Raw genomic sequence first — 22,707 nt, 5'->3', positions numbered from 1 at the left:
ACACAATTTCCCTACAAAATCCACGGCTGGCTACGTTTAAACTCCCCGCCGCGATGATCAGCCATGGCGGCTGATTGACATCCTGCCGGGCAATTGCGCATTTTGTTTCATTTGCGCAGGCTTGGGCTCAGGCGCAGCATGTCCAGCCCGGTGTCGACCCAGCGTTCAGCCTCGGCGTGCAGTTCGAAGCTGTCCGGGGCCAGCAGCCAGCCGTACAGCAGGCCGTCGATGTAGGCATGAATGCTGATCGCCGCGCGGACAGTGTCGAGATCTTCCGGCAACTGGCCGCGATTCACCGCATTACGCAGGGTCAGGCCGATGCGCACGTTGCAATCGAGACTGGCCGTCCGGCGCTGCTGGCGCAGATCGCACATTTCATCGGTGAATTCGCACTTATGAAACAGAATTTCGTTGATGCGCCGGGTTTTCGGGTCCAGTGCAACTTGATGAAACAAATGAATCAGCAACTGTCGCATGCAGCCCAGCGGGTCCGGTTCGTCCTCGCTTTCGCTGGCCTTGGCCAGTTCATCCAGCGGTTCGTGCAGGCTGTCGAGCATGGCCTGGACCAGGTCGGCCTTGTTGCTGAAATGCCAGTAGATGGCGCCACGCGTCACGCCGGCGAGGGTCGCGATGTCCGCCAGGGTGGTGCGGGCAACCCCCCTTTCATAGAAGGCTTTCTCGGCCGCTTCCAGGATCTGGCTGCGGGTTTCCTGAGCTTCCTCTTTGGTACGACGGACCATGGCAGTAAAACCTCAAACAGGATGTTTCAGGGATGGCTGAATATCCGCTGAATAAAGAGGGGGCGATCTCTCGTGAATCGACTCCCCGGCCTACAATTTCAAACCTTGCGACGACTTTTGTATCAGGGTGGGTACGCGGCGCAGGTGTTTACAAACAACCATGAACGTAAGTATATTACTTAGCAAGCTACTTATCCACCCGGTGCCCGATTTTTACTCTTTCACACTTCTTGTGCGCTTCTTGCGCGCCTGACCCGAGGATCTTCATGCAATTCAAGCCAGCTGTTACCGCTCTGGTCACTGCCGTCGCCCTGGCATCGCTGCTCAGCGGATGTAAAAAGGAAGAAGCGGCCCCAGCCGCTCCGCCTCCTCAGGTCGGCGTCGTCACCCTGCAACCACAAGCCTTTACCCTCACCTCGGAACTTCCGGGCCGCACCAGTGCGTTCCGCATCGCTGAAGTTCGCCCACAGGTCAACGGCATCATTCTCAAGCGTCTGTTCAAGGAAGGCGCCGACGTCAAAGCCGGCCAGCAGCTGTATCAGATCGATCCGTCGGTCTATGAAGCTACGCTGAAAAGCGCCGAAGCCGAGCTGCGTTCGACCAAGTCGATTTCCGACCGCTACAAGCAACTGGTCGACGAACAAGCCGTGAGCCGTCAGGAATACGACACCGCACTGGCCAACCGCCTGCAATCGGAAGCCTCGTTGCAGAGCGCGCAGATCAACGTGCGCTACACCAAAGTCTACGCGCCGATCTCTGGCCGTATCGGCCGCTCTTCGGTCACCGAAGGCGCACTGGTCAGCAATGGCCAGGCCGATGCAATGGCAGTGATTCAGCAGCTCGACCCGATCTACGTCGACGTGACCCAGTCGTCGGTGGAACTGCTGGAACTTCGCCGCGAGCTGGAAAGCGGCCGTCTGCAGAAGGCTGGCGACAACGCCGCCGCAGTCAAGCTGACCCTGGAAGACGGCAGCCAGTACAAGCTCGACGGCAAGCTGGAATTCTCCGAAGTCTCGGTTGACCAGACCACCGGCTCGGTGACCCTGCGCGCGGTGTTCCCGAACCCGGATCACACCCTCTTGCCAGGCATGTTCGTTCACGCCCAGCTGCAAGCCGGCGTCAACAGCGCAGCGATCCTCGCGCCGCAACAAGGCGTGACCCGCGACCTCAAAGGCACCCCGACCGCACTGGTCGTCGGCGCCGACAACAAGGTCGAACTGCGTCAGCTCAAGGCCAGCCGCACCGTCGGCAGCCAGTGGCTGATCGAAGACGGCCTGAAAGCCGGCGATCGTCTGATCACCGAAGGGCTGCAGTACGTCAAACCGGGCGTCGAGGTCAAAGCGACCGAAGCGACTAACGTCGGCACCAAGAACCCGGCCCCCGCACAGGCAGCTGACAAAGCCGCCGGCGGCAAAGGGGAGTAACCCATGTCAAAATTCTTCATCGACCGTCCGATTTTCGCCTGGGTAATCGCCCTGGTGATCATGCTGGTCGGGGCACTTTCGATCCTGAAATTGCCGATCAACCAGTACCCGAGCATTGCGCCACCGGCCATTGCAATCCAGGTGACCTACCCAGGCGCATCCGCACAAACCGTGCAGGACACCGTGGTGCAGGTCATCGAGCAACAGCTCAACGGTATCGACAACCTGCGTTATGTGTCGTCGGAAAGTAACTCCGACGGCAGCATGACCATCACCGCGACCTTCGAGCAAGGCACCAACTCCGACACCGCGCAGGTCCAGGTCCAGAACAAGCTGAACCTGGCCACCCCGCTGCTGCCACAGGAAGTGCAGCAACAGGGTATCCGCGTGACCAAGGCAGTGAAGAACTTCCTGCTGGTGATCGGCGTGGTGTCGCGTGACGGCAGCATGACCAAGGACGACCTGTCCAACTACATCGTGTCGAACATGCAGGACCCGATCTCGCGGACCGCCGGTGTCGGTGACTTCCAGGTCTTCGGTGCGCAGTATGCGATGCGTATCTGGCTCGACCCGGCCAAGTTGAACAACTTCAACCTGACCCCGGTCGACGTGAAGAATGCGATTGCCGCGCAGAACGTTCAGGTGTCGTCCGGTCAGCTCGGTGGCTTGCCTGCCGTGCAGGGCCAGCAACTGAACGCGACGATCATCGGCAAGACCCGTCTGCAGACCGCCGAGCAGTTCAAGGAAATCCTGCTCAAGGTCAACAAGGACGGTTCGCAGGTTCGCCTCAAAGACGTGGCTGAAGTCGGCCTCGGCGGTGAGAACTACGCGATCAGCGCCCAGTTCAACGGCAGCCCGGCTTCCGGTCTGGCGGTGAAACTGGCCAACGGCGCCAACGCCCTCGACACGGCCAAGGCTCTGCGCAACACCATCGACAGCCTCAAGCCGTTCTTCCCGCAAGGCATGGAAGTGGTGTTCCCGTATGACACCACCCCGGTGGTGACCGAGTCGATCAAAGGCGTGGTGCACACCCTGGTCGAAGCGATCGCGCTGGTGTTCCTGGTGATGTTCCTGTTCCTGCAGAACTTCCGCGCCACCGTCATCACCACGATGACTGTGCCAGTGGTACTGCTCGGTACATTCGGCATCCTCGCCGCCGCCGGTTTCAGCATCAACACCCTGACCATGTTCGGCATGGTGCTGGCCATCGGTCTGCTGGTGGACGACGCCATCGTCGTGGTGGAAAACGTCGAGCGGGTGATGAGCGAAGAAGGCTTGTCACCGAAGGAAGCGACAAAGAAATCCATGGGCCAGATCCAGGGTGCACTGGTCGGTATCGCCCTCGTGCTCTCGGCGGTACTGCTGCCGATGGCGTTCTTCAGCGGCTCCACCGGTGTGATCTACAAGCAGTTCTCGATCACCATCGTGTCGGCCATGGCCCTGTCGGTACTGGTTGCCCTGATCTTCACCCCGGCGCTGTGCGCGACCATGCTCAAGCCGATTCCGAAAGGCGAGCACGGTACCCCGAAGAAAGGTTTCTTCGGCTGGTTCAACCGCAACTTCGACCGTGGTGTACGCAGCTACGAGCGCGGCGTCGGCAACATGCTGACCCGCAAGGCGCCGTATCTGCTGGCGTATCTGCTGATCGTCGTGGGCATGATCTGGCTGTTCACCCGCATCCCGACCGCGTTCCTCCCGGAAGAAGACCAGGGCGTACTGTTCGCTCAGGTGCAGACCCCGGCCGGTTCCAGTGCCCAGCGTACGCAGGTGGTGGTGGATGAAATGCGTGAGTACCTGCTGCGTCCGAACAAGGACGGCGGTGAGGCGGACGCGGTGGCTTCGGTGTTTACCGTGACCGGCTTCAACTTCGCCGGCCGTGGTCAGAGTTCGGGTATGGCGTTCATCATGCTCAAGCCGTGGGGCGAACGTAACGCGGACAACAGCGTGTTTAACCTCGCTGCGCGTGCCCAGCAACACTTCTTCAGCTTCCGCGACGCGATGGTGTTTGCCTTCGCCCCGCCAGCGGTTCTGGAATTGGGTAACGCCACCGGTTTCGACGTGTTCCTGCAGGACCGCGCCGGTATCGGTCACGAAAAACTGATGGAAGCGCGCAACCAGTTCCTCGGCATGGCGGCGCAAAGCAAGGTGCTGACCCAGGTGCGTCCGAACGGCCTGAACGATGAGCCGCAGTTCCAGCTGGAAATCGACGACGAGAAGGCCAGTGCCCTCGGCATCACCATCAGCGACATCAACAACACCCTGTCGATCGCACTGGGCAGTAGCTACGTCAACGACTTCATCGACCGTGGTCGGGTTAAGAAAGTCTACGTGCAGGGCCAGCCGGACTCGCGCATGAGCCCGGAAGACTTGAAGAAGTGGTACGTGCGTAACGCCGAAGGCACCATGGTTCCGTTCTCGGCGTTCGCCAAGGGCGAGTGGGTCTACGGTTCGCCGAAGCTGGCGCGCTATAACGGTGTGGAAGCGGTCGAAGTCCTCGGGGCTCCGGCGCCGGGCTACTCCACCGGTGAAGCGATGGCTGAAGTCGAAGCGATTGCCAAGAAGCTGCCGGCCGGTGTCGGTATTTCCTGGACCGGTCTGTCCTACGAGGAACGTCTGTCCGGCTCGCAAGCACCAGCGCTGTACGCCCTGTCGCTGCTGATGGTGTTCCTGTGTCTGGCGGCGCTGTATGAAAGCTGGTCGATTCCGATCGCGGTCATGCTCGTGGTACCACTGGGGATCATCGGTGCACTGATGGCCACCAGCCTGCGCGGTCTGTCCAACGACGTGTACTTCCAGGTGGGCTTGTTGACGACCATCGGTCTGGCGGCTAAAAACGCCATTCTGATCGTCGAATTCGCCAAGGAACTGCATGAACAGGGACGCAGCCTGCGTGAAGCGGCGATTGAAGCCTGCCGCATGCGTCTGCGCCCGATCATCATGACCTCGCTGGCCTTCGTTCTCGGTGTTGTGCCGCTGGCGATTTCCACCGGCGCCGGTTCAGGCAGTCAGCATGCGATCGGTACCGGCGTGATTGGCGGTATGCTCACGGCCACGATCCTGGCGATCTTCTGGGTCCCACTGTTCTTCGTTACTGTGTCGTCCATCGGTCAGCGCAAAAAGACCGACGCGGATGAGACTACTGAAACTCCTAAAGAGGCTGGCCAATGAGCAAGTCGCTACTCTCCATCGCAGTCGCCGCCTTCGTGCTGAGCGGTTGCTCGCTGATACCTGACTATCAGCAGCCTGAGGCTCCGGTCGCAGGCCAGTACCCGCAGGGGCCGGCATATTCGCCGGCCCAGGCTCCGGCGCAAGCCGCTGCCGAACAGGGCTGGAAGCAGTTTTTCCATGACCCGGCCCTGCAACAGCTGATCCAGGTCGCCCTGGAAAACAACCGTGACCTGCGTGTCGCGGCGCTGAACATCGACGCTTACGCGGCGCAGTACCGCATCCAGCGCGCCGACCTGTTCCCGGCGGTGTCGGCCAATGCCGCCGGCAGCCGCCAGCGTCTGCCGGCCCGTGCCTCGCAGACCGGCGAGTCGATGATCAGCAGTTCGTATTCCGCCACCGTCGGCGTCAGCGCCTACGAACTCGACCTGTTCGGTCGGGTGCGCAGCCTGAGCGAGCAAGCGCTGCAACAGTACTTCGCTACTGAAGAAGCACGCCGCAGTACGCAGATCAGTCTGGTCGCCAACGTCGCCAACGCCTACCTGACCTGGCAGGCGGACAAGGAATTGCTCAAGCTGACGCAGGACACCCTCGGTGCCTTCGAAGAAAGCTACAAGCTGACCAGCCGCAGCAACGAAGTCGGTGTGGCTTCGGCGCTGGATCTGGCGCAGTCGCGCACTTCCGTGGAAAACGCCCGGGCGCAATTGGCGCGTTATACCCGCCAGGTCGCGCAGGACGAAAACAGCCTGACCCTGCTGCTCGGCACCGGTATTCCGGCCAACCTGCAAACGGCCAAACCGCTGTCCGATGATCTGCTCAGCGACGTGCCGGCCGGTCTGCCTTCGGACCTGCTGCAACGTCGTCCGGACATCCTCCAGGCCGAGTACAACCTGAAGGCGGCCAACGCCAACATCGGCGCGGCGCGTGCAGCGTTTTTCCCGAGCATCAGCCTGACCGCCAACGCGGGCAGCCTGAGCCCGGATCTGTCCGGTCTGTTCAAGGGTGGTTCGGGGACGTGGCTGTTCCAGCCGCAGATCAACCTGCCGATCTTCAACGCCGGCAGCCTGCGCGCCAGCCTCGACTACGCCAAGATCCAGAAGGACATTGGCGTGGCGAACTACGAAAAGTCGATTCAAACGGCTTTCCAGGAAGTCGCCGACGGCCTCGCCGCCCGCCAGACCTACACCGAGCAGCTGCAAGCGCAGCGTGACTTCGTTCAGGCCAACCAGGATTACTACCGCCTGGCCGAACGTCGCTACCGCATCGGCGTCGACAGCAACCTGACCTTCCTCGATGCCCAGCGTCAGTTGTTCAGCGCGCAACAAGCGCTGATCACAGACCGCCTCGCGCAGCTGACCAGTGCGGTCAACCTGTACAAGGCACTGGGCGGTGGCTGGAATGCGCAGACCGCGCAGAACGAACCGCTGAAAGAAGAAGCGCCGAAGATGAAGCTGTTCTGATCATCGGCTGACTACATCAAGCCCACCATTTTTGGTGGGCTTTTTGTTTTTTTGAAGATCAAAAGATCGCAGCCTTCGGCAGCTCCTACATTTGAAATGCGTTGCCCTGTAGGAGCTGCCGAAGGCCGCGATCTTTTGATCTTCAATGCTGTTCGATAATCGCCCAAAACCCGCTTTTCCCAATTGAATCCAAACATCCGCCCCCCGCACCATTCGCTCCACAAAACCAATAACAACAGGTTCGACACCATGCTCCCGCGCCCTGCCCCGTCCGGCTGATTGCCATCGTTTCACCCCTGAATACTTTCCAAGTCTGCACCCCGAAAACCGGCCGCAGCGCAGCCGTTCGCCCTAAAAAAACAAGAGAGACCCAAGTCCATGACAGTTTTCCCTGTGCCCTACGCATTGCCCGCTGTGATCGCCCTGGCCATCGCCGGTCTGGCCCTGCCAGCCAGCGCTGAAGAAAGCGGCTTCGTTGAAGGCGCCAAGGTCAACCTCAACCTGCGCAACTTCTACATCAACCGCAACTTCACCAACCCGACCAAGACTCAGGGCAAGGCTGAAGAGTGGACGCAGAGTTTCATCCTCGACGCCAAATCCGGCTTTACCCAAGGCACCGTCGGTTTCGGCATGGACGTACTCGGGCTGTATTCGATCAAGCTCGATGGCGGTAAGGGCACGGGCGGCACGCAGTTGTTGCCGCTGGACCATGACGGGCGCCCGGCGGACAACTTCGGCCGCACCAACGTCGCGTTCAAGGCCAGACTTTCCCAGACCGAGGTCAAGGTCGGCGAATGGATGCCGGTATTGCCGATTCTGCGTTCGGACGACGGTCGCTCGCTGCCGCAAACCTTCCGTGGCGGCCAGATCACCTCGAAGGAAATCGCCGGCCTGACCCTCTATGGCGGCCAGTTCCGCGCCAACAGCCCGCGCGACGACAGCAGCATGAGTGACATGTCGATGACCGGCAAAGCCGCGTTCACCTCTGATCGTTTCAACTTCCAGGGCGGCGAATACCTGTTCAACGACAAGCGCACGCAGATCGGCCTGTGGAACGCGCAGCTCAAGGACATCTACAGCCAGCAGTACCTCAACGTGCTGCACAGCCAGCCGCTCGGCGACTGGACGCTGGGCGCCAACCTCGGCTTTTTCTACGGCAAGGAAGATGGCAGCGCGCGTGCCGGCGATCTGGACAACAAAACCTGGTACGGCATGTTTTCGGCCAAGTACGGCGGCAACACGTTCTACCTCGGCCTGCAGAAACTCACCGGCGACAGCGCGTGGATGCGGGTCAACGGCACCAGTGGCGGCACGCTGGCCAACGACAGCTACAACGCCAGTTATGACAACGCTCAGGAACGCTCCTGGCAACTGCGCCACGACTACAACTTCGCCGCCCTGGGCATCCCCGGCCTGACCCTGATGAACCGCTACATCAGCGGCGACAACGTACACACCGGGACGATCACCGACGGCAAGGAATGGGGTCGCGAATCGGAACTGGGTTACACGGTGCAGAGCGGCACTTTGAAGGATTTGAACGTCAGATGGCGCAACTCGACCATGCGCCGCGACTTCAGCAACAACGAGTTCGATGAAAATCGCCTGATCGTCAGCTACCCGATCAGCCTGCTGTAATCCGATTACGTGTAGGAGCTGCCGCAGGCTGCGATCTTTTGATCTTGTTTTTAACAATCAAGATCAAAAGATCGCAGCCTTCGGCAGCTCCTACACGGGTATGCATTCCAAGGTGGGAGCGAGCCTGCTCGCGAAAGCGGCAGACCGGCCGCCATTATTCTCGAGATTCGACGCCCAGCTCATCCCACACCGATTCCGCCAGATGAAACGTCGCGTTCGCCGCCGGGATGCCGCAGTAAATTGCGCTCTGCATGATCACTTCCTTGATCTCGCCACGGCTGACGCCGTTGTTGGCCGCCGCGCGCAGGTGCAGTTTCAGTTCGCCCTCGCGGTTCATGCCGATCAGCATGGCGATGGTGATCAGGCTGCGGGTATGACGGGGCAGGCCCGGGCGGGTCCAGATGTCGCCCCAGGCGTGGCGGGTGATCATCTCCTGGAATTCCGAGTTGAACTCGGTCAGCGTGGTCAGGCTGCGATCGACGTGGGCATCGCCCAGCACCGCGCGGCGGACTTGCATGCCTTCGTCGTAACGTTGTTTCTCGTCCACAAATTCTTCCTCACTGAGCCTGCAAAAACGCCAGCACACGGTCGCTGAAAGCGGCACCGGCCTGCACGTTGGACAAATGCGCCGCATGGAACTCGGCGTACTCGGCACCGCGCACGTGGTCGCGAATGAAGTGCCCGCCGGACGGCGGCGTCACCGCATCTTCGCTGCCGGCAATGACCAGCAACGGCACGTTGATCGAAGCCAGTTGTTCACGGAAATCGGCATCGCGCACGGCCGCGCAGTTGGCCGCATAGCCTTGTGGATTGGTTGCGGCAAGCATGTCGGTAATCTTCTTCGCCGCCTCGGGATGGGCCGCCGAAAAGTCAGCGGTAAACCAGCGCGCAATCGAGGCATCACGCAGTGCGACCATCGCCGCCGGGCCGTCACGCAGTACGGTTTCGATGCGCGGATTCCACACCGACGGGTCGCCGATTTTCGCCGCCGTATTGCATACGATCAGCTTGTGCAGACGATGGCCGGCGTTGATCCCCAGCCACTGTCCGATCAGCCCGCCCATCGACAACCCGCAGAAATGCGCGCGCTCGATATGCAGCGCATCGAGCAGACCGAGCACGTCGCGACCGAGTTGTTCGATGCTGTACGGCCCCTCGGTGACCAGCGATTGCCCATGGCCGCGCGTGTCGAAACGCAGCACGCGGAAATGCTCGGTGAACGCCGGCATTTGCGCGTCCCACATGTGCAGGTCGGTGCCCAGCGAGTTGGACAGCACCAGCACCGGCGCCTCCGCCGGGCCCTCAATTTCATAGTGCAGTTCGCCATCGGCGAGTTGAACGAAAGCCACAGCCCTCTCCTTCAGACAGTCAAAGCGTTGTGTTCAGCCACCGCGCGCTCGATCCAGGCTTGCGCCTGGCCAAGGTAATGCGCGGGGTTCAGAAGATCATCGAGTTCAGCGCCACTGAGTTCGGCGGTGACTTGCGGCTCGTCAGCGAGCACCGCACGCAAATGGCGTTGCTCGGCCACGGCGCGTTTGCAGCATTGTTCGAGCAGGTGATGAGCGGTGTCGCGGCCGACGCGTTGGGCAAGGACGATGCTCACCGCTTCGGCCAGCACCAGGCCTTGGGTCAATTCGAGGTTGCGGGCCATGCGCGCCGCGTCGACTTCCAGACCCTCGGCCAACAAGCGCGCCTGTTGCAGCGAACCGGACACCAGGCAGCAGATTTCCGGCAGGGTTTCCCATTCGGCATGCCACAAACCGAGGCTGCGTTCGTGCTCCTGCGGCATCGCGCTGAACAGCGTCGACACCAGCCCCGGCACCCGCGTGGCCGCGCCGATCAGCACCGCCGCGCCGACCGGATTGCGTTTGTGCGGCATGGTCGACGAACCGCCCTTGCCCGGTGCCGCAGGTTCAAAAACCTCCGCTGCTTCGGTCTGCATCAACAGGCTGATGTCGCGGCCGAATTTGCCGAGGCTGCCGGCGATCAGGCCAAGCACCGCGCCGAACTCGACGATGCGATCACGCTGGGTGTGCCACGGTTGCTCGGGCAGGGTCAGTTGCAGCTCTTCGGCCAAGGCTTTGGCAATCGGCAGGGCCTGCTCTCCTAACGCAGCTAGCGTTCCGGAAGCGCCACCGAATTGCAGCACCAGCAGCCGTGGCTTGAGTTGTTGCAGACGCTGACGGCTGCGCGTGACGGCGCCGAGCCATCCAGCGATTTTCATACCGAGGGTCACTGGCGTCGCGTGTTGCAGCCAGGTGCGCCCGGCCAGTGGCGTGGTGGCGAAGCGTTGGGCCTGAACAGCAAGTGAGTCGGCCAGTTGCGCCAGTTCGCTTTCGATCAACGCCAGCGCCTGGCGCAATTGCAGGACCAGCCCGGAATCCATCACGTCCTGACTGGTCGCGCCCAGATGCACATAGCGCTCGGCTTCGGCATCGCTCGAAGCGATCTGCTTGCCCAAGGCCTTGACCAGTGGAATCGCCGAATTGCCAGCCGTGGCAATCGCCTCGCCCAGCGCCGCAAAGTCATACAGGCCCGCCTCGCACGCTGCAGCAATCGGCGCCACAGCGGATGAAGGAATCAGCCCGACCCGCGCCTCGGCCCGGGCCAGCGCCGCTTCGAAATCGAGCATCGCCTGCACCCGGCCCTGATCGCAGAACACTTCGCGCATATCGCGGGCGGTGAAGTAGGCATCGAACAATTGATTGCCCGGTCGCTGAGTCATAAACAGTCCTTGCCGGCGCGAGCCTCGCAGCCCGCGCACATGGGTTTACAGATCGTGGTGCAAATACTTCGCCTGCTTGGGCAGACGCAGACTGAACAGGAAGGCCACCGCCATCATCGCCGTGACGTACCAGTAGAAGGCGTTTTCCATGCCGCCGGCCTTGAGGCTCAGGGCCACGAATTCTGCCGAGCCGCCGAAGATTGCATTGGCCACCGCGTAAGCCAGGCCGACACCAAGCGCGCGGACTTCCGGCGGGAACATCTCGGCTTTTACCAGACCGCTGATCGAGGTGTAGAAACTGACAATCGCCAGCGCCAGGGTGATCAGCACGAAGGCGAGGAACGGGCTGCTGACGCTTTTCAGGCTGAGCAGAATCGGCACGGTGAACAGCGTACCGAGCGCGCCGAACCAGAGCATCGAGTTACGTCGGCCGATCTTGTCGGCGAGCATGCCGAACAACGGCTGCATGCACATATACAGGAACAGCGCGCCGGTCATGATGTAGCTGGCGGTCTTGGCGTGCATCCCGGCGGTGTTCACCAGGTATTTCTGCATATAGGTGGTGAAGGTGTAGAAAATCAGCGAGCCGCCGGCGGTGTAACCGAGGACGGTGATGAACGCCGCTTTGTGATCGCGAAACAGTGCAGTGATGCTGCCGGCGTCTTTATGCGCACGGGTTTCCTTATTGGTGGTTTCCTTCAGCGAACGACGCAGGAACAGCGAAATCAGCGCCGCCACCGCACCGACCACGAATGGAATCCGCCAGCCGTAGGCACGCAGATCCTCTTCAGTGAGGAACTGTTGCAGCACCACCACCAGCGACACCGCCAGTAGTTGCCCGCCAATCAGCGTCACGTACTGGAACGAGGCGAAGAAACCGCGCTGGCCCTTGAGCGCAACTTCACTCATGTAGGTCGCAGTGGTGCCGTACTCGCCGCCCACCGACAGACCTTGCAGCAAACGCGCGAACAGCAACAGCACTGGCGCCCAGACGCCGATGTCCTTGTAGGTCGGCAGGCAGGCAATCAGCAGCGAGCCGAAGCACATCATCAGAATCGAGATGAGCATCGAGTTCTTGCGCCCGTGCTTGTCGGCGACGCGACCGAAAATCCAGCCGCCAATCGGCCGCATCAGGAACCCGGCAGCGAACACGCCAGCGGTGTTGACCAGTTGCACAGTCGGGTTATCGGAGGGGAAAAACGCCGGGGCGAAATAGATCGCGCAGAAGGCGTAGACGTAGAAGTCGAACCACTCGACTAGATTGCCGGACGAAGCGCCGACGATGGCAAAGATGCGCTTGCTGCGCTCTTCGCCGGTGTAGTGGGAGGTGGTGGTTGTCATTGTTTTTTCACTCGATAGGGACAGTCACAGTCTAGACATACTTTGCAACAGTCCCGTTCCACATTGGCCCATCATCCAAGCCGGATCAGCCTTTGTGGTGAGGGGATTTATCCCCGCTCGAGTGCGAAGCACTCGCAAATCAGATACACGCGGTTCATCTGAATACCGCGCTGACTGGTTTTTGGGGCTGCTTCGCAGCCCAGCGGGGATAAATCCCCTCACCACAGGGACTCTGTCCTGCAGGGGATTTGGGGTGTTCTCTCAATAATCGAAGAACACCGTCTCGGCATCGGTACCCTGCAGAACTACATTCCACTGGTACACACCCGACGCATCCGCCTTGGCCAGCAACGTCTGGCGACGCTCCGCCGGCACACACTCGAGCAACGGGTCAGCAACGTTCGCCGGTTCACCTTCAAAATAAATCCGCGTCAGCAAATGCTTGACCAGACCACGGGCAAACACCAGCACCACCAGATGCGGCGCCTGGGTCGAGCCTTTCAACCCCGGCACGGTGCCCGGTTTGATCGTGGTGAAACGGAAGCGCCCTTCGGCGTCCACCGGTACCCGGCCGAAGCCTTCGAAATTCGGGTCGAGTGGCTTGTCCTGATGATCTTCCGGGTGGTCGTACTTGCCGGCGGCGTTGGCCTGCCAGACTTCGAGCATGGCGTCGTTGACGACATCGCCATTGCCGTCCACCACCTGGCCGCTGATCGCCACGCGCTCGCCGAGGGTCAGCTCGTTGGCCAGGGTTTCGCGGTTCAGCCAGGTCAGGCCGATGTGGTAATACGGCCCGACGGTGTGGGAAGTGGTCGCATAGAGCGTCATCTTATTTCTCCATCGGCGTGGCTTCACGGCCGCGCAGTACGATGTCCCAGCGGTAACCGAGGGCGTAGGACGGAATGGTTTTTTCCAGATCGAAAGCAGCGATCAGGCGTTCCTTGGCCGAAGTGTCCGGCACGCAGTTGTAGATCGGGTCATACGCCAGCAACGGGTCGCCGGGGAAATACATCTGCGTGACCAGTCGGGTGAGGATGCTCGGCCCGAACAGGGAAAAGTGGATGTGCGCCGGGCGCCAGGCGTTGTGGTGGTTGCCCCACGGATAGGCGCCGGGCTTGATGGTCTGGAACTGGTACCAGCCATCGGCATCGGTGACGGTGCGGCCGGTGCCGGTAAAGTTCGGGTCCAGCGGCGCGTCGTGCAGGTCGCGGGCATGGTTGTAGCGGCCGGCGGCATTGGCCTGCCAGATCTCCACCAGAATCCCCGGCACCGGCAGGCCGTCTTCGTCGAGCACGCGGCCGTGAATGATGATGCGCTCGCCCAACGGCTCGCCGTCGTGCTGGGCGGTCAGGTCATTGTCCTTCTCGGCAACGTGTTCGGCGCCGATGGTCGGCCCGGTGATTTCCGACAGCGAGTGCGGCAGGTGCACCAACGGCTTGGACGGCGAGCGCAGGTTGGTGGATTGATACGTCGGGTGCAGGTAGTCAGGCTGAGTGCCTGCCTGTGGGCGACGGTAACCAGGCTTGTCAGTCATTTCGCTTTCCTCAGTTCTTGTAAGTGCCGCAGCGCGTCAGACGCGTTCGATGGCCAAGGCCAGACCCTGGCCAACACCGACGCACATGGTCGCCAGACCTTTCTTGCCGCCAGTCTTTTCCAGATGATGCAGGGCGGTCAGCACCAGCCGCGCACCGCTCATGCCCAATGGGTGACCGAGGGCAATCGCGCCGCCATTCGGGTTGACCTGCGGCGCATCGTCGGCCAGGCCCAACTCGCGCAATACCGCGAGGCCCTGGCTGGCAAACGCTTCGTTGAGTTCGATCACGTCGAAATCGCTGACCGCCACGCCGAGGCGCTCGGTCAGTTTGCGCACCGCTGGCACCGGGCCGATGCCCATCACCCGAGGTGCGACACCGGCGCTGGCCATGCCGAGCACTTTTGCGCGGGCGGTCAGGCCGTGTTTTTTCACCGCTTCGGCTGACGCCAGAATCAGCGCAGCAGCACCATCGTTGACCCCCGAGGCATTGCCGGCGGTGACGGTTTTGTCCGCGCCGTTGACCGGTTTCAGTTTGGCCAGCGCTTCAATCGTAGTGTCGGCGCGCGGATGTTCGTCCTCGCTGACCACGGTTTCGCCCTTTTTGTGGGCGATGCGCACTTCGACGATTTCTTCAGCGAAGTATCCGGCGGCTTGAGCGGCGGCGGTACGTTGCTGACTGCGCAAGGCAAAGGCGTCCTGATCTGCGCGCGAGACTTTATAGTCGTCGGCGACGTTATCAGCCGTCTGTGGCATGGCATCGACGCCGTACTGCGCCTTCATCAGCGGGTTGATGAAACGCCAGCCGATGGTGGTGTCTTCCAGTTTCATGTTGCGCGAGAACGCCGCGTCGGCCTTGCCCATCACGAACGGTGCGCGGGACATCGACTCGACGCCGCCGGCAATCGCCAGCTCCATTTCGCCACTGGCGATGGCGCGGAATGCGGTGCCAATCGCGTCCATGCCCGAAGCGCAGAGACGATTGAGCGTAACGCCCGGCACGCTGTCCGGCAGCCCCGCCAGCAGCAGCGCCATGCGCGCGACGTTGCGGTTGTCTTCGCCGGCCTGGTTGGCGCAGCCGAGGAACACTTCATCGACGGCATTCCAGTCCACCGAAGGATTGCGCTCCATCAGGGCTTTGATCGGCACGGCGGCGAGGTCATCGGCGCGCACAGCGGACAATGCGCCACCGAAGCGGCCAATGGGGGTGCGAATCGCGTCGCAGATATACACGTCACGCATCATGCTTCTCCCGGTGCCTGACCGTGGGCGGCAGCGGTGCGCGCTTCAAGATCACGCAGTGCGGTCAACTCGACTTCGGTCGGCTCAGCGGTGGTTTCAACGGAGTCGGCAAAACGAATCGCCCAACCGGTGGCGGCGACCACTTGCTCGCGGGTCACGCCCGGATGCAGCGCGGTGACCACGAATTCGTGGGTGCCCTCCTCCGGTTCCATGATGCACAGGTCGGTGATGATGCCCACCGGCCCGGCGCCCGGCAGGCCCAGACGTTTACGCGAATCGCCGCCCTCGCCGTGACCGACCGAGGTGATGAAGTCGAGCTTGTCGACAAACGAACGCGCCGACTGTTTAAGGATGATCAGCACGCTTTTCGCCGAACCGGCAATCTCCGGCGCGCCACCGGCACCCGGCAGACGCACTTTCGGCGCGTGGTAGTCGCCGACCACGGTGGTGTTGATGTTGCCGAAACGGTCGACCTGCGCGGCGCCGAGGAAACCGACGTCGATGCGCCCGCCCTGCAGCCAGTAGCGAAAAATCTCACCGGTCGGCACCACGGTGTCGGCGGTCTCGGCCAGCTCACCGTCACCGATGGACAAAGGCAGTACGCTCGGCTTGGCGCCAATCGGGCCGGATTCGTAGATCAGCACCACGTCCGGCGATGAAGTCAGGCGCGCGAGGTTGGCGGCTTTCGATGGCAGGCCGATGCCGACGAAGCATACCGAGCCGTTCTTCAGGCGCCGGGCCGCCGCGACGGTCATCATTTCATTGGTGGTGTAAGTCATTACTTGGCCTCCGAAGCAGCGGCCAATTTGGCCTGGAATTCGCTGAAGTCAGCGCAGCCATGGATGTATTCGTTGATCCACGCGGTAAACGTCTCACGGTCGCGAGCGATCGGGTCCCACGCCTGATAGAAACGATTGTCACGCTCGGTGTAACCGTGGGCGTAGGACGGATGCGCGCCGCCCGGCACATGGCAGACCGCGCTCAAGGCCCAGGTCGGCAGTACGCAAGCGTTCATCGGTGCATTGAGGTCGTCGACGATTTCTTCCACGCTGACGATGCAACGCTTGGCGGCCAGCGCGGCTTCTTTCTGCACACCGAGAATGCCCCAGAGCAACACGTTGCCTTTGCGGTCGGCTTTCTGCGCGTGAATCACGGTGACGTCCGGGCGCACCGATGGCACTGCCGCCAGCACTTCGCCGGTGAACGGGCAGGTCACGGTTTTGATCAGCGGATTGACCTTCGGCAGGTCGGAGCCGGCGTAGGCACGCAGCACCGCGAACGGCAGGCCGGACGCGCCGGCGACGTAGGCGTTGGCGAGGTCGGCGTGGCTGTGTTCTTCGATTTCCAGCGCGTGCGGCCACTGCTTTTCGACCGCGTCACGCAAACGGTGCAGCGAACCCACACCCGGGTTGCCGCCCCAGGAGAAAATCAGTTTGCGCGCGCAACCGGCGCCGATCAGTTGGTCGTAGATCAGGTCAGGCGTCATCCGCACCAGCGTCAGATCTTTCTTGCCTTGACGAATGATTTCATGACCCGCTGCCGTAGGGATCAGGTGAGTGAAGCCTTCGAGGGCGACGGTATCGCCGTCGTTGACGAATTGCTTCACCGCGTCGTGCAGCGAAAGGATCTCAGCCATGGAGCGGGCTCCTGTTCTTGTAAGGAATCGCCAGTGATAAAAAGGCGCGAGGTTCAGCGCCGGAGTCACTGAAGATTAAGCTCGGGAAATTCGCCAAACAATCCGATAATCGACTGAGTGTTCGTTTATCGAACGGATTGTTGTTCAGCTAACAATCAGATCAAAAGCTTCGCGAGCAGGCTCGCTCCCACCTTGGAATGCATTCCAGAATGTGGGAGCGAGCCTGCTCGCGAAGGGGCCAGCCTGTTCAATAACGATCTGCGCCCGACTCAGGTCGCATCCGCATGACTGACCATGCCTTTGATCAGCACCGCCGCCGTCGCCAAACCGGCCGGGATCACCAGTGCGGTCAGCACTTGCTCGAAATTCCAGCCCAGGCCGAGCAAGGTTGCGCCCATCCACGCGCCGAGGATCGCGCCGAAGCGGCCGATGCCGAGCATCCACGACACCCCGGTCGCGCGGCCTTGAGTCGGGTAGAAGCGTGCGGCCAATGACGGCATCGCCGATTGCGCGCCGTTGACGCACATGCCCGCCACCAGTACCAGCGTCGCCAGCAAGGTAATGTTGCCCAGGCTCTGCCCCACGGCGTAGGCAAACACCCCGGCCAGCAGGTAGAAAATGCCGATGACCTTGTGCGGATTGAAGCGGTCCATCGCCCAGCCCACCCCGACCGCGCTCAACACGCCGCCAAACTGGAACAACGCACCGATGAACGCGGCCTGCTCCATGCTCGCGCCGCTGTCGCGCATCAGCGTCGGCAGCCAACTGGTCAGCAGGTAGACGATCACCAGGCCCATGAAATAGGTCAGCCACAACAGCAGCGTGCCGGTGCTGTATGTACCGGAGAAAATCACCGCAAAAACATTGCGCGCCTTGACGGTCTTCTGTTCCGGCACGCTGAAGCTCGCGGCCCGGGCAACGGTAACCGGGTCGATCGGCGCGAGAGTCTTGCGTACTTTGTCGGTGCCACGGTTGCGCACCACCAGGTAGCGCGCCGATTCCGGCAGCCAGAACACCAATACCACGGCGAGGATCAGCGGCAGGATCCCGCCGATCATCAGCAGAGCATGCCAGCCGAACGCCGGGATCAGCTTCGCGGAGATGAAACCGCCGCCGGCCATGCCGAGGTTGAAACCGCAGAACATGCTGGTCACCAGCAGCGACTTCTTGCGCTCGGGTGTGTATTCCGAGAGCAGCGTCGTCGCGTTGGGCATGCCCGCACCGAGACCGAGGCCGGTGAGGAAGCGCAACACCAGCAGTTGTTCGACGTTGGTGCTGTACGCCGAGGCCAGGCTGAAGCCGCCGAACAGAATCACCGCACCGACGAGTACGACTTTGCGCCCGAAGCGGTCAGCCAGAGGGCCGGAGCCGAGCGCACCGAAGACCATGCCGATCAGCGCAGCACTCATCACCGGGCCGAGGCTGGCGCGGTCGATGCCCCAGTCTTGCGACAGCGCCGGGGCGATGAAGCCCATGGCGGCGGTGTCGAGGCCGTCGAGAAATACGATCAGGAAACACAGGATCACCACCCGCCACTGATAGCGCGAGATCGGTTGGGCGTTGATGAAGGTCTGCACATCGAGGCAGTTACCCACAGCGGACTGAGGCTGGTTCATTATTTTTATTCCACGCAAAAAACGCAGTCGAACGGCGGCCGGCCAGAGAGCACGGCACGGTCACAAGAATAGAAGGTTGGAATCAGGCGTTGCGCGGGACCCGGCAACAACGGGTGAAACACAGACAGACGGGGATCGGGCGCATAGTGAGTTGCCTCTTGTCATTATTATCGTGGTCGACAGTCCGGCGGGCTCATACACGTCAGCACCGGATGACGCTGCCGCGACATTAATGATCCGAGGGTTTTAGCGTCAATTCGATAAACGCAACACTGTGCGTTTATCGAACAGCTTCCTCAGGCGAACAATTGCGCACTGAGGTCGCGACTGGCGCTGAGCAAGCCGGGCAAGAAGCGCTGCTCCAGCTCGGCGCGACTGACCCGTCCGGCGTGGGTGCTGACATTCAGCGCGGCGACCACTTGCCCCGAGGCGTCGTAGACCGGCACAGCGATCGAGCGCAGGCCCTGTTCCAGTTCCTGATCGACAATGCACCAGCCCTGCTGCCGCACCTGCTGCAAACATTCGAGCAACGCGTCCGGGGTATGAATGGTGCGGCTGGTCTTGGCCACCAGTTCGGCGTGGTCGAGGTATTCGCCCAGGGAGGTGTCGTCCAGCGCGGCCAACAGAATGCGCCCCATCGACGTGCAATACGCCGGCAGCCGTCCTCCGACGGAAAGGTCGACCGAAATCAATCGCTGAGTGGTCGCCGAACGCGCGATATAGAGAATGTCATCGCCCTCCAGCGTCGCCATGTTGCAGGCCTCGTGCAGTTGCTCGCTCATGCGGTCCAGATACGGTTGGGCGGAGACGGCCAGCGGGGTTGAGGACAGATAGGCGTGGCCGAGGGTCAGCACTTTCGGCAGCAGCGAATAGGTGCGCCCGTCGGTGGTGGCGTAGCCGAGCTTGATCAGCGTGTGCAGGCAACGGCGCACGGCGGCGCGGGGGATTTCCGTGCGATGACTTATCTGCGCGATGGTCAGGTGGCGTTTGCGTTCCTGAAACGCCTGCACCACGGCCAGGCCACGGGCCAGCGAGGTCATGAAATCCGGATCACCGGTCAGCGCCTGAATGCGCTTGGCCGGCGAGGCGACGATGGGCGGCGCCACCGACGTGAAGGAGTTGCGCATTTGATCGTTCATTTCTTGTCCTTGTCCGGCACGCATCGATGCCTAGTCAAACGGCTCGCCGCGCGATGCACAAGCACCGGGGCGCCAACATTGGGCGATTATCGAACCGCCGACCGATAATCGCAATCCAGCCCCCCGCCCTCCTCTTCATGCTAGAAGCAGCTTTAGCGATTCTGCCCGCAACTTAGTTGTGCTAGTTAATGGCGCCAAAAACAGAACGCCTGTTCTATAACGCTGTCTTTACACTTAACTAGCGGCAAAAGTTGCCAGCAACAAAACCATCACACATTCAGAACCGTTTTTAACTTGGCAAAGATAGTCATTCCCGAATCGGCCGCTATAATGCACTCTGGTCGCGGCGCTTTAATCAAAGGCCCGCGACTTGCTGAAGCGAGGTCCTTCGTCTCAGCTCCGGCCAGCGCCCGGCGCCCATCACACATGCAACGCCAGCGCTCGCTGAAACAGGAAACTGATGCTGCGTCAGTTTTTATCTGGTGCCGTAGCCGCCTGTAACACGGAAGTCTTGATCGCCTCTGCAATGTCTCCGCGCCCGATCGGGCTGTGGACGACTGGCGGGCTCGCTCAATTGACTCGTTGCAGTGTGTTTCACCGGATATTCAATTCAACTCATACAGGTAGCACCGTGACAAAAGACGAACTGCGCGCGGAACTAGAGCGCCAGGAACAACGTTACAAGGAAGTTTACGGCGGGGAAGTCACCACCTACGCCGCTCAGCCGGAACCGGAACGCAAGGCATGGCGCAAGCGCCCTACCGTCCAGGATCAGGTGTTCAAGCAGGAAATCGAAAAGATCGAAAAGGAACTCAAAGCCGAAGAGCCATGAGCCACGGCGGTTGAGCATTCGAAAGTCGGCGTCCGCCTGAGCCACAGCGCGGTGGAAGACGACACCTCGCGCGCCCGCTAACCGCGGGCAGCGGCTGCATCGCTGTTTTGCATCTTATGAACGAGCGTCCCACAGGTTTCAGAGATATTTCAGACAAGCGTTTGAGCCTTTGCGATGTCTGAAAAAACGCCTCGAAAATATAGTTTATTCAATAAAATCAATTAGTTGAAAAACCCTGCGTGCTGCTTGGTTTTCACGCCCTGCAACAAATTAAATCGAAGAAGGGTGTGACCAGTGAGCAGACGGGGCATCGATTTCCTGTCTTTTCTGGCATAATCGCGCCCCCTTACGACCGGGTCAGAAAACCTTCATGATCGATTTATTCAGCGGACTGGATGCTTGGGTGCTTGTGAGCCTCTTGCTCGCCCTGACGTTTGTCCTCGCCTTCGAGTTCATCAATGGATTTCATGACACCGCTAACGCGGTAGCCACTGTTATCTACACCAAAGCCATGCCGCCACACCTGGCGGTGTTCTTTTCCGGTGTGTTCAATTTCCTCGGCGTGCTGCTGGGCGGCGTTGGCGTGGCGTATGCCATCGTCCACCTGCTGCCGGTTGAGCTGCTGATCAATGTGAACACCGGCCATGGCCTGGCGATGGTGTTCTCGTTGCTCGCCGCGGCAATCGCCTGGAACCTGGGCACCTGGTACTTCGGTATCCCGGCTTCCAGCTCGCACACCCTGATCGGCTCGATCCTCGGTGTCGGCCTGGCCAACGCGCTGATCAACGACATTCCGTTGAGAGATGGCGTGAACTGGCAGAAAGCGATCGACATCGGCGCCTCGCTGGTGTTCTCGCCGATGGCCGGCTTCCTCATCGCCGCGCTGGTGCTGATCGGCCTGAAATGGTGGCGCCCGCTGTCGAAGATGCACAAGACGCCGGAACAGCGCCGCAAGATCGACGACAAAAAGCACCCGCCGTTCTGGAACCGTCTGGTCCTGGTGATCTCGGCCATGGCCGTGAGCTTCGTGCACGGTTCCAACGATGGCCAGAAAGGCATCGGCCTGATCATGCTGGTGCTGATCGGTATCGTCCCGGCGCAGTTCGTACTCGACCTGAACAGCACCACCTACCAGATCGAACGCACCCGCGACGCGACCCTGCACCTGAGCCAGTTCTACCAGCGCAACGCCGATTCGCTGGGTGAGTTCCTGGCCCTGGGCAAGAGCGTGGAAGGCGACCTGCCGGAGAAATTCCGCTGCAACCCGCAGCAGACCGAACCGACCATCACCGCCCTGCTGCACACCCTTAAAGGTGTAGCGGACTACCATTCGCTGTCGTCGGACAGCCGCATCGAAGTGCGTCGCTACCTGCTCTGCCTGGACGACACGGCGAAGAAAGTCGGCAAGCTGCCAGGCCTCGAAGCCCGTGAAAAGGCTGACCTCGACAAGCTGCGCAAAGACCTGACCACCACCACTGAATACGCGCCATTCTGGGTGATTCTGGCGGTCGCCCTGGCACTGGGCCTGGGCACCATGGTCGGCTGGAAGCGTGTGGTGCTGACCATCGGCGAGAAGATCGGCAAGCAAGGCATGACCTATTCCCAGGGCATGTCGGCACAGATCACCACAGCCAGCCTGATCGGCATGGCCAACATCTTCAGCCTGCCGGTGTCGACCACTCACGTGTTGTCTTCGGGTGTTGCCGGGACCATGGTTGCCAACAAAAGCGGCCTGCAGGGTGGCACGGTCAAGACCATTTTGCTGGCCTGGGTACTGACCTTGCCAGCGACTGTGGCGCTGTCGGCCGGGTTGTTCTGGTTGGCTTCGAAGGCTTTGGGTAGTTGATCGTTAGCTGCTGATTGAAAAGGCGTGATTCGTGAGGATCACGCCTTTTTTGTTATTGGGGGTAAGAAGTCTGCCGAAGGGGCAAAAGATCAAGAGCCGAAGAAAAAGCCAGATCAAGAGCCCCTCACCCTAGCCCTCTCCCGGAGGGAGAGGGGACTGACCGAGGTGTTTGGGCGAGTTACGTCGATGTGAAAGTCCGAGTTGAACTCAGGATTTGAAAAGCACACAAATCAGCTCCCTCTCCTCGGGGAGAGGGCTGGGGTGAGGGGCGAATCCAACACAGATCCAAAGCAGACCACACGCTTTTCACCACTCAAAACAATGAGCGCAAGCTCGAGTGCTTTTGATCTTGATCCACCGGCGACGTCGGAA

At 61.1% G+C, this 22,707-nt stretch carries 19 protein-coding genes; 6 read left to right on the top strand and 13 right to left on the bottom strand.

Going from position 1 to position 22,707, the window contains the following annotated elements; genetic code table 11:
• Nucleotides 1–107: 107 nt before the first annotated feature.
• Nucleotides 108–740 carry an efflux system transcriptional repressor EmhR gene (gene emhR / locus D6877_RS27325; protein ID WP_130912702.1) on the bottom strand — a complete coding sequence of 211 codons (633 nt, stop codon included), beginning with the start codon at nucleotides 738–740 and terminating at the stop codon, nucleotides 108–110.
• A 266-nt stretch (nucleotides 741–1,006) separates the two neighbouring features.
• Between emhR and emhA the strand changes: the two genes are divergently transcribed.
• The 3 genes from emhA to emhC are packed head-to-tail and all read left to right on the top strand — an operon-like array spanning nucleotide 1,007 to nucleotide 6,789.
• Nucleotides 1,007–2,164 carry an efflux RND transporter periplasmic adaptor subunit EmhA gene (emhA, locus tag D6877_RS27320; protein WP_016771331.1) on the top strand — a complete coding sequence of 386 codons (1,158 nt, stop codon included), beginning with the start codon at nucleotides 1,007–1,009 and terminating at the stop codon, nucleotides 2,162–2,164.
• 3 nt (nucleotides 2,165–2,167) lie between these two features.
• On the top strand, nucleotides 2,168–5,332 hold the full coding sequence (gene emhB / locus D6877_RS27315; protein WP_125925266.1) for an efflux RND transporter permease subunit EmhB: 3,165 nt from the start codon (nucleotides 2,168–2,170) through the stop codon (nucleotides 5,330–5,332).
• Nucleotides 5,329–6,789: an efflux RND transporter outer membrane subunit EmhC gene (gene emhC / locus D6877_RS27310; protein ID WP_130912701.1), complete on the top strand. Its 1,461-nt coding sequence runs from the start codon at nucleotides 5,329–5,331 to the stop codon at nucleotides 6,787–6,789. Before emhB ends, emhC begins: the two co-directional genes overlap by 4 nt.
• A gap of 11 nt (nucleotides 6,790–6,800) precedes the next feature.
• Here the strand turns inward: emhC and D6877_RS27305 are convergent, their stop codons facing one another.
• A complete protein-coding gene (locus tag D6877_RS27305; RefSeq protein ID WP_130912700.1) occupies nucleotides 6,801–7,040 on the bottom strand; it encodes a hypothetical protein in 240 nt (79 codons plus the stop codon).
• A 127-nt stretch (nucleotides 7,041–7,167) separates the two neighbouring features.
• Here D6877_RS27305 and D6877_RS27300 point away from each other — a divergent pair, with 127 nt between their 5' ends.
• Nucleotides 7,168–8,427 carry an OprD family porin gene (locus tag D6877_RS27300; RefSeq protein WP_130912699.1) on the top strand — a complete coding sequence of 420 codons (1,260 nt, stop codon included), beginning with the start codon at nucleotides 7,168–7,170 and terminating at the stop codon, nucleotides 8,425–8,427.
• Nucleotides 8,428–8,581: 154 nt separating this feature from the next.
• Here the strand turns inward: D6877_RS27300 and pcaC are convergent, their stop codons facing one another.
• The 11 genes from pcaC to pcaR all read right to left on the bottom strand — a co-directional run bounded on the left by pcaC (nucleotide 8,582) and on the right by pcaR (nucleotide 19,657).
• Entirely contained in the window at nucleotides 8,582–8,974 is a 393-nt protein-coding gene (gene pcaC / locus D6877_RS27290; protein WP_007917093.1) for a 4-carboxymuconolactone decarboxylase, read from the bottom strand.
• A 10-nt stretch (nucleotides 8,975–8,984) separates the two neighbouring features.
• Complete coding sequence (pcaD, locus tag D6877_RS27285; protein ID WP_130912698.1) at nucleotides 8,985–9,776, bottom strand: 3-oxoadipate enol-lactonase; 792 nt, start codon at nucleotides 9,774–9,776, stop codon at nucleotides 8,985–8,987.
• Between the two features lie 11 nt (nucleotides 9,777–9,787).
• Nucleotides 9,788–11,152, bottom strand: a complete 1,365-nt coding sequence (locus D6877_RS27280; protein WP_130912697.1) for a 3-carboxy-cis,cis-muconate cycloisomerase — start codon at nucleotides 11,150–11,152, stop codon at nucleotides 9,788–9,790.
• Between the two features lie 45 nt (nucleotides 11,153–11,197).
• Nucleotides 11,198–12,493 carry an MFS family transporter gene (locus tag D6877_RS27275; RefSeq protein ID WP_130912696.1) on the bottom strand — a complete coding sequence of 432 codons (1,296 nt, stop codon included), beginning with the start codon at nucleotides 12,491–12,493 and terminating at the stop codon, nucleotides 11,198–11,200.
• A 261-nt stretch (nucleotides 12,494–12,754) separates the two neighbouring features.
• On the bottom strand, nucleotides 12,755–13,321 hold the full coding sequence (gene pcaG / locus D6877_RS27270) for a protocatechuate 3,4-dioxygenase subunit alpha (protein WP_130912695.1): 567 nt from the start codon (nucleotides 13,319–13,321) through the stop codon (nucleotides 12,755–12,757).
• Nucleotide 13,322: 1 nt separating this feature from the next.
• Nucleotides 13,323–14,027, bottom strand: coding sequence for a protocatechuate 3,4-dioxygenase subunit beta (pcaH, locus tag D6877_RS27265; protein WP_076566301.1), 705 nt, complete (start codon nucleotides 14,025–14,027; stop codon nucleotides 13,323–13,325).
• A gap of 36 nt (nucleotides 14,028–14,063) precedes the next feature.
• Entirely contained in the window at nucleotides 14,064–15,269 is a 1,206-nt protein-coding gene (pcaF, locus tag D6877_RS27260; protein WP_177421638.1) for a 3-oxoadipyl-CoA thiolase, read from the bottom strand.
• A complete protein-coding gene (locus tag D6877_RS27255) occupies nucleotides 15,266–16,045 on the bottom strand; it encodes a CoA-transferase subunit beta (RefSeq protein ID WP_016771341.1) in 780 nt (259 codons plus the stop codon). The genes pcaF and D6877_RS27255 overlap by 4 nt, the downstream gene beginning before the upstream one ends.
• A complete protein-coding gene (locus tag D6877_RS27250) occupies nucleotides 16,045–16,902 on the bottom strand; it encodes a CoA transferase subunit A (protein WP_130912694.1) in 858 nt (285 codons plus the stop codon). Before D6877_RS27250 ends, D6877_RS27255 begins: the two co-directional genes overlap by 1 nt.
• A gap of 269 nt (nucleotides 16,903–17,171) precedes the next feature.
• Entirely contained in the window at nucleotides 17,172–18,518 is a 1,347-nt protein-coding gene (locus D6877_RS27245; protein WP_130912693.1) for an MFS transporter, read from the bottom strand.
• A gap of 296 nt (nucleotides 18,519–18,814) precedes the next feature.
• The gene (pcaR, locus tag D6877_RS27240) at nucleotides 18,815–19,657 is read right to left on the bottom strand and encodes a pca regulon transcriptional regulator PcaR (protein ID WP_016771343.1); all 843 of its coding nucleotides are present in this window, start codon (nucleotides 19,655–19,657) and stop codon (nucleotides 18,815–18,817) included.
• Nucleotides 19,658–20,288: 631 nt separating this feature from the next.
• On the opposite strand from pcaR, the gene D6877_RS27235 reads away from it, so the two are divergent.
• Nucleotides 20,289–20,489 (top strand): hypothetical protein, encoded by a 201-nt coding sequence (locus tag D6877_RS27235; RefSeq protein WP_008080067.1) that lies wholly within the window; start codon nucleotides 20,289–20,291, stop codon nucleotides 20,487–20,489.
• Nucleotides 20,490–20,859: 370 nt separating this feature from the next.
• Nucleotides 20,860–22,335, top strand: coding sequence for an inorganic phosphate transporter (locus D6877_RS27230; RefSeq protein ID WP_016771345.1), 1,476 nt, complete (start codon nucleotides 20,860–20,862; stop codon nucleotides 22,333–22,335).
• Nucleotides 22,336–22,707 lie beyond the last annotated feature (372 nt).

The sequence above is a fragment of the Pseudomonas sp. Sample_9 genome (assembly GCF_004307535.1).
Classification (GTDB): Bacteria; Pseudomonadota; Gammaproteobacteria; order Pseudomonadales; family Pseudomonadaceae; genus Aquipseudomonas; species Aquipseudomonas mercuritolerans.
Note: the sequence above shows the minus strand (reverse complement) of the source record. Positions and strands in the feature narration are given on the sequence as shown.

What these genes read in the sequence shown, in the direction of transcription:
- D6877_RS27275 (WP_130912696.1), bottom strand. Translation starts at nt 12,493, where the DNA reads ATGACAACCACCACCTCCCACTACACCGGCGAAGAGCGCAGCAAGCGC.
- pcaG (WP_130912695.1), bottom strand. Translation starts at nt 13,321, where the DNA reads ATGACGCTCTATGCGACCACTTCCCACACCGTCGGGCCGTATTACCAC.
- pcaR (WP_016771343.1), bottom strand. Translation starts at nt 19,657, where the DNA reads ATGAACGATCAAATGCGCAACTCCTTCACGTCGGTGGCGCCGCCCATC.
- emhA (WP_016771331.1), top strand. Translation starts at nt 1,007, where the DNA reads ATGCAATTCAAGCCAGCTGTTACCGCTCTGGTCACTGCCGTCGCCCTG.
- D6877_RS27305 (WP_130912700.1), bottom strand. Translation starts at nt 7,040, where the DNA reads ATGGTGTCGAACCTGTTGTTATTGGTTTTGTGGAGCGAATGGTGCGGG.
- D6877_RS27300 (WP_130912699.1), top strand. Translation starts at nt 7,168, where the DNA reads ATGACAGTTTTCCCTGTGCCCTACGCATTGCCCGCTGTGATCGCCCTG.
- D6877_RS27245 (WP_130912693.1), bottom strand. Translation starts at nt 18,518, where the DNA reads ATGAACCAGCCTCAGTCCGCTGTGGGTAACTGCCTCGATGTGCAGACC.
- D6877_RS27230 (WP_016771345.1), top strand. Translation starts at nt 20,860, where the DNA reads ATGATCGATTTATTCAGCGGACTGGATGCTTGGGTGCTTGTGAGCCTC.
- D6877_RS27280 (WP_130912697.1), bottom strand. Translation starts at nt 11,152, where the DNA reads ATGACTCAGCGACCGGGCAATCAATTGTTCGATGCCTACTTCACCGCC.
- emhR (WP_130912702.1), bottom strand. Translation starts at nt 740, where the DNA reads ATGGTCCGTCGTACCAAAGAGGAAGCTCAGGAAACCCGCAGCCAGATC.
- emhB (WP_125925266.1), top strand. Translation starts at nt 2,168, where the DNA reads ATGTCAAAATTCTTCATCGACCGTCCGATTTTCGCCTGGGTAATCGCC.
- pcaH (WP_076566301.1), bottom strand. Translation starts at nt 14,027, where the DNA reads ATGACTGACAAGCCTGGTTACCGTCGCCCACAGGCAGGCACTCAGCCT.
- emhC (WP_130912701.1), top strand. Translation starts at nt 5,329, where the DNA reads ATGAGCAAGTCGCTACTCTCCATCGCAGTCGCCGCCTTCGTGCTGAGC.
- D6877_RS27250 (WP_130912694.1), bottom strand. Translation starts at nt 16,902, where the DNA reads ATGGCTGAGATCCTTTCGCTGCACGACGCGGTGAAGCAATTCGTCAAC.
- pcaF (WP_177421638.1), bottom strand. Translation starts at nt 15,269, where the DNA reads ATGATGCGTGACGTGTATATCTGCGACGCGATTCGCACCCCCATTGGC.
- D6877_RS27255 (WP_016771341.1), bottom strand. Translation starts at nt 16,045, where the DNA reads ATGACTTACACCACCAATGAAATGATGACCGTCGCGGCGGCCCGGCGC.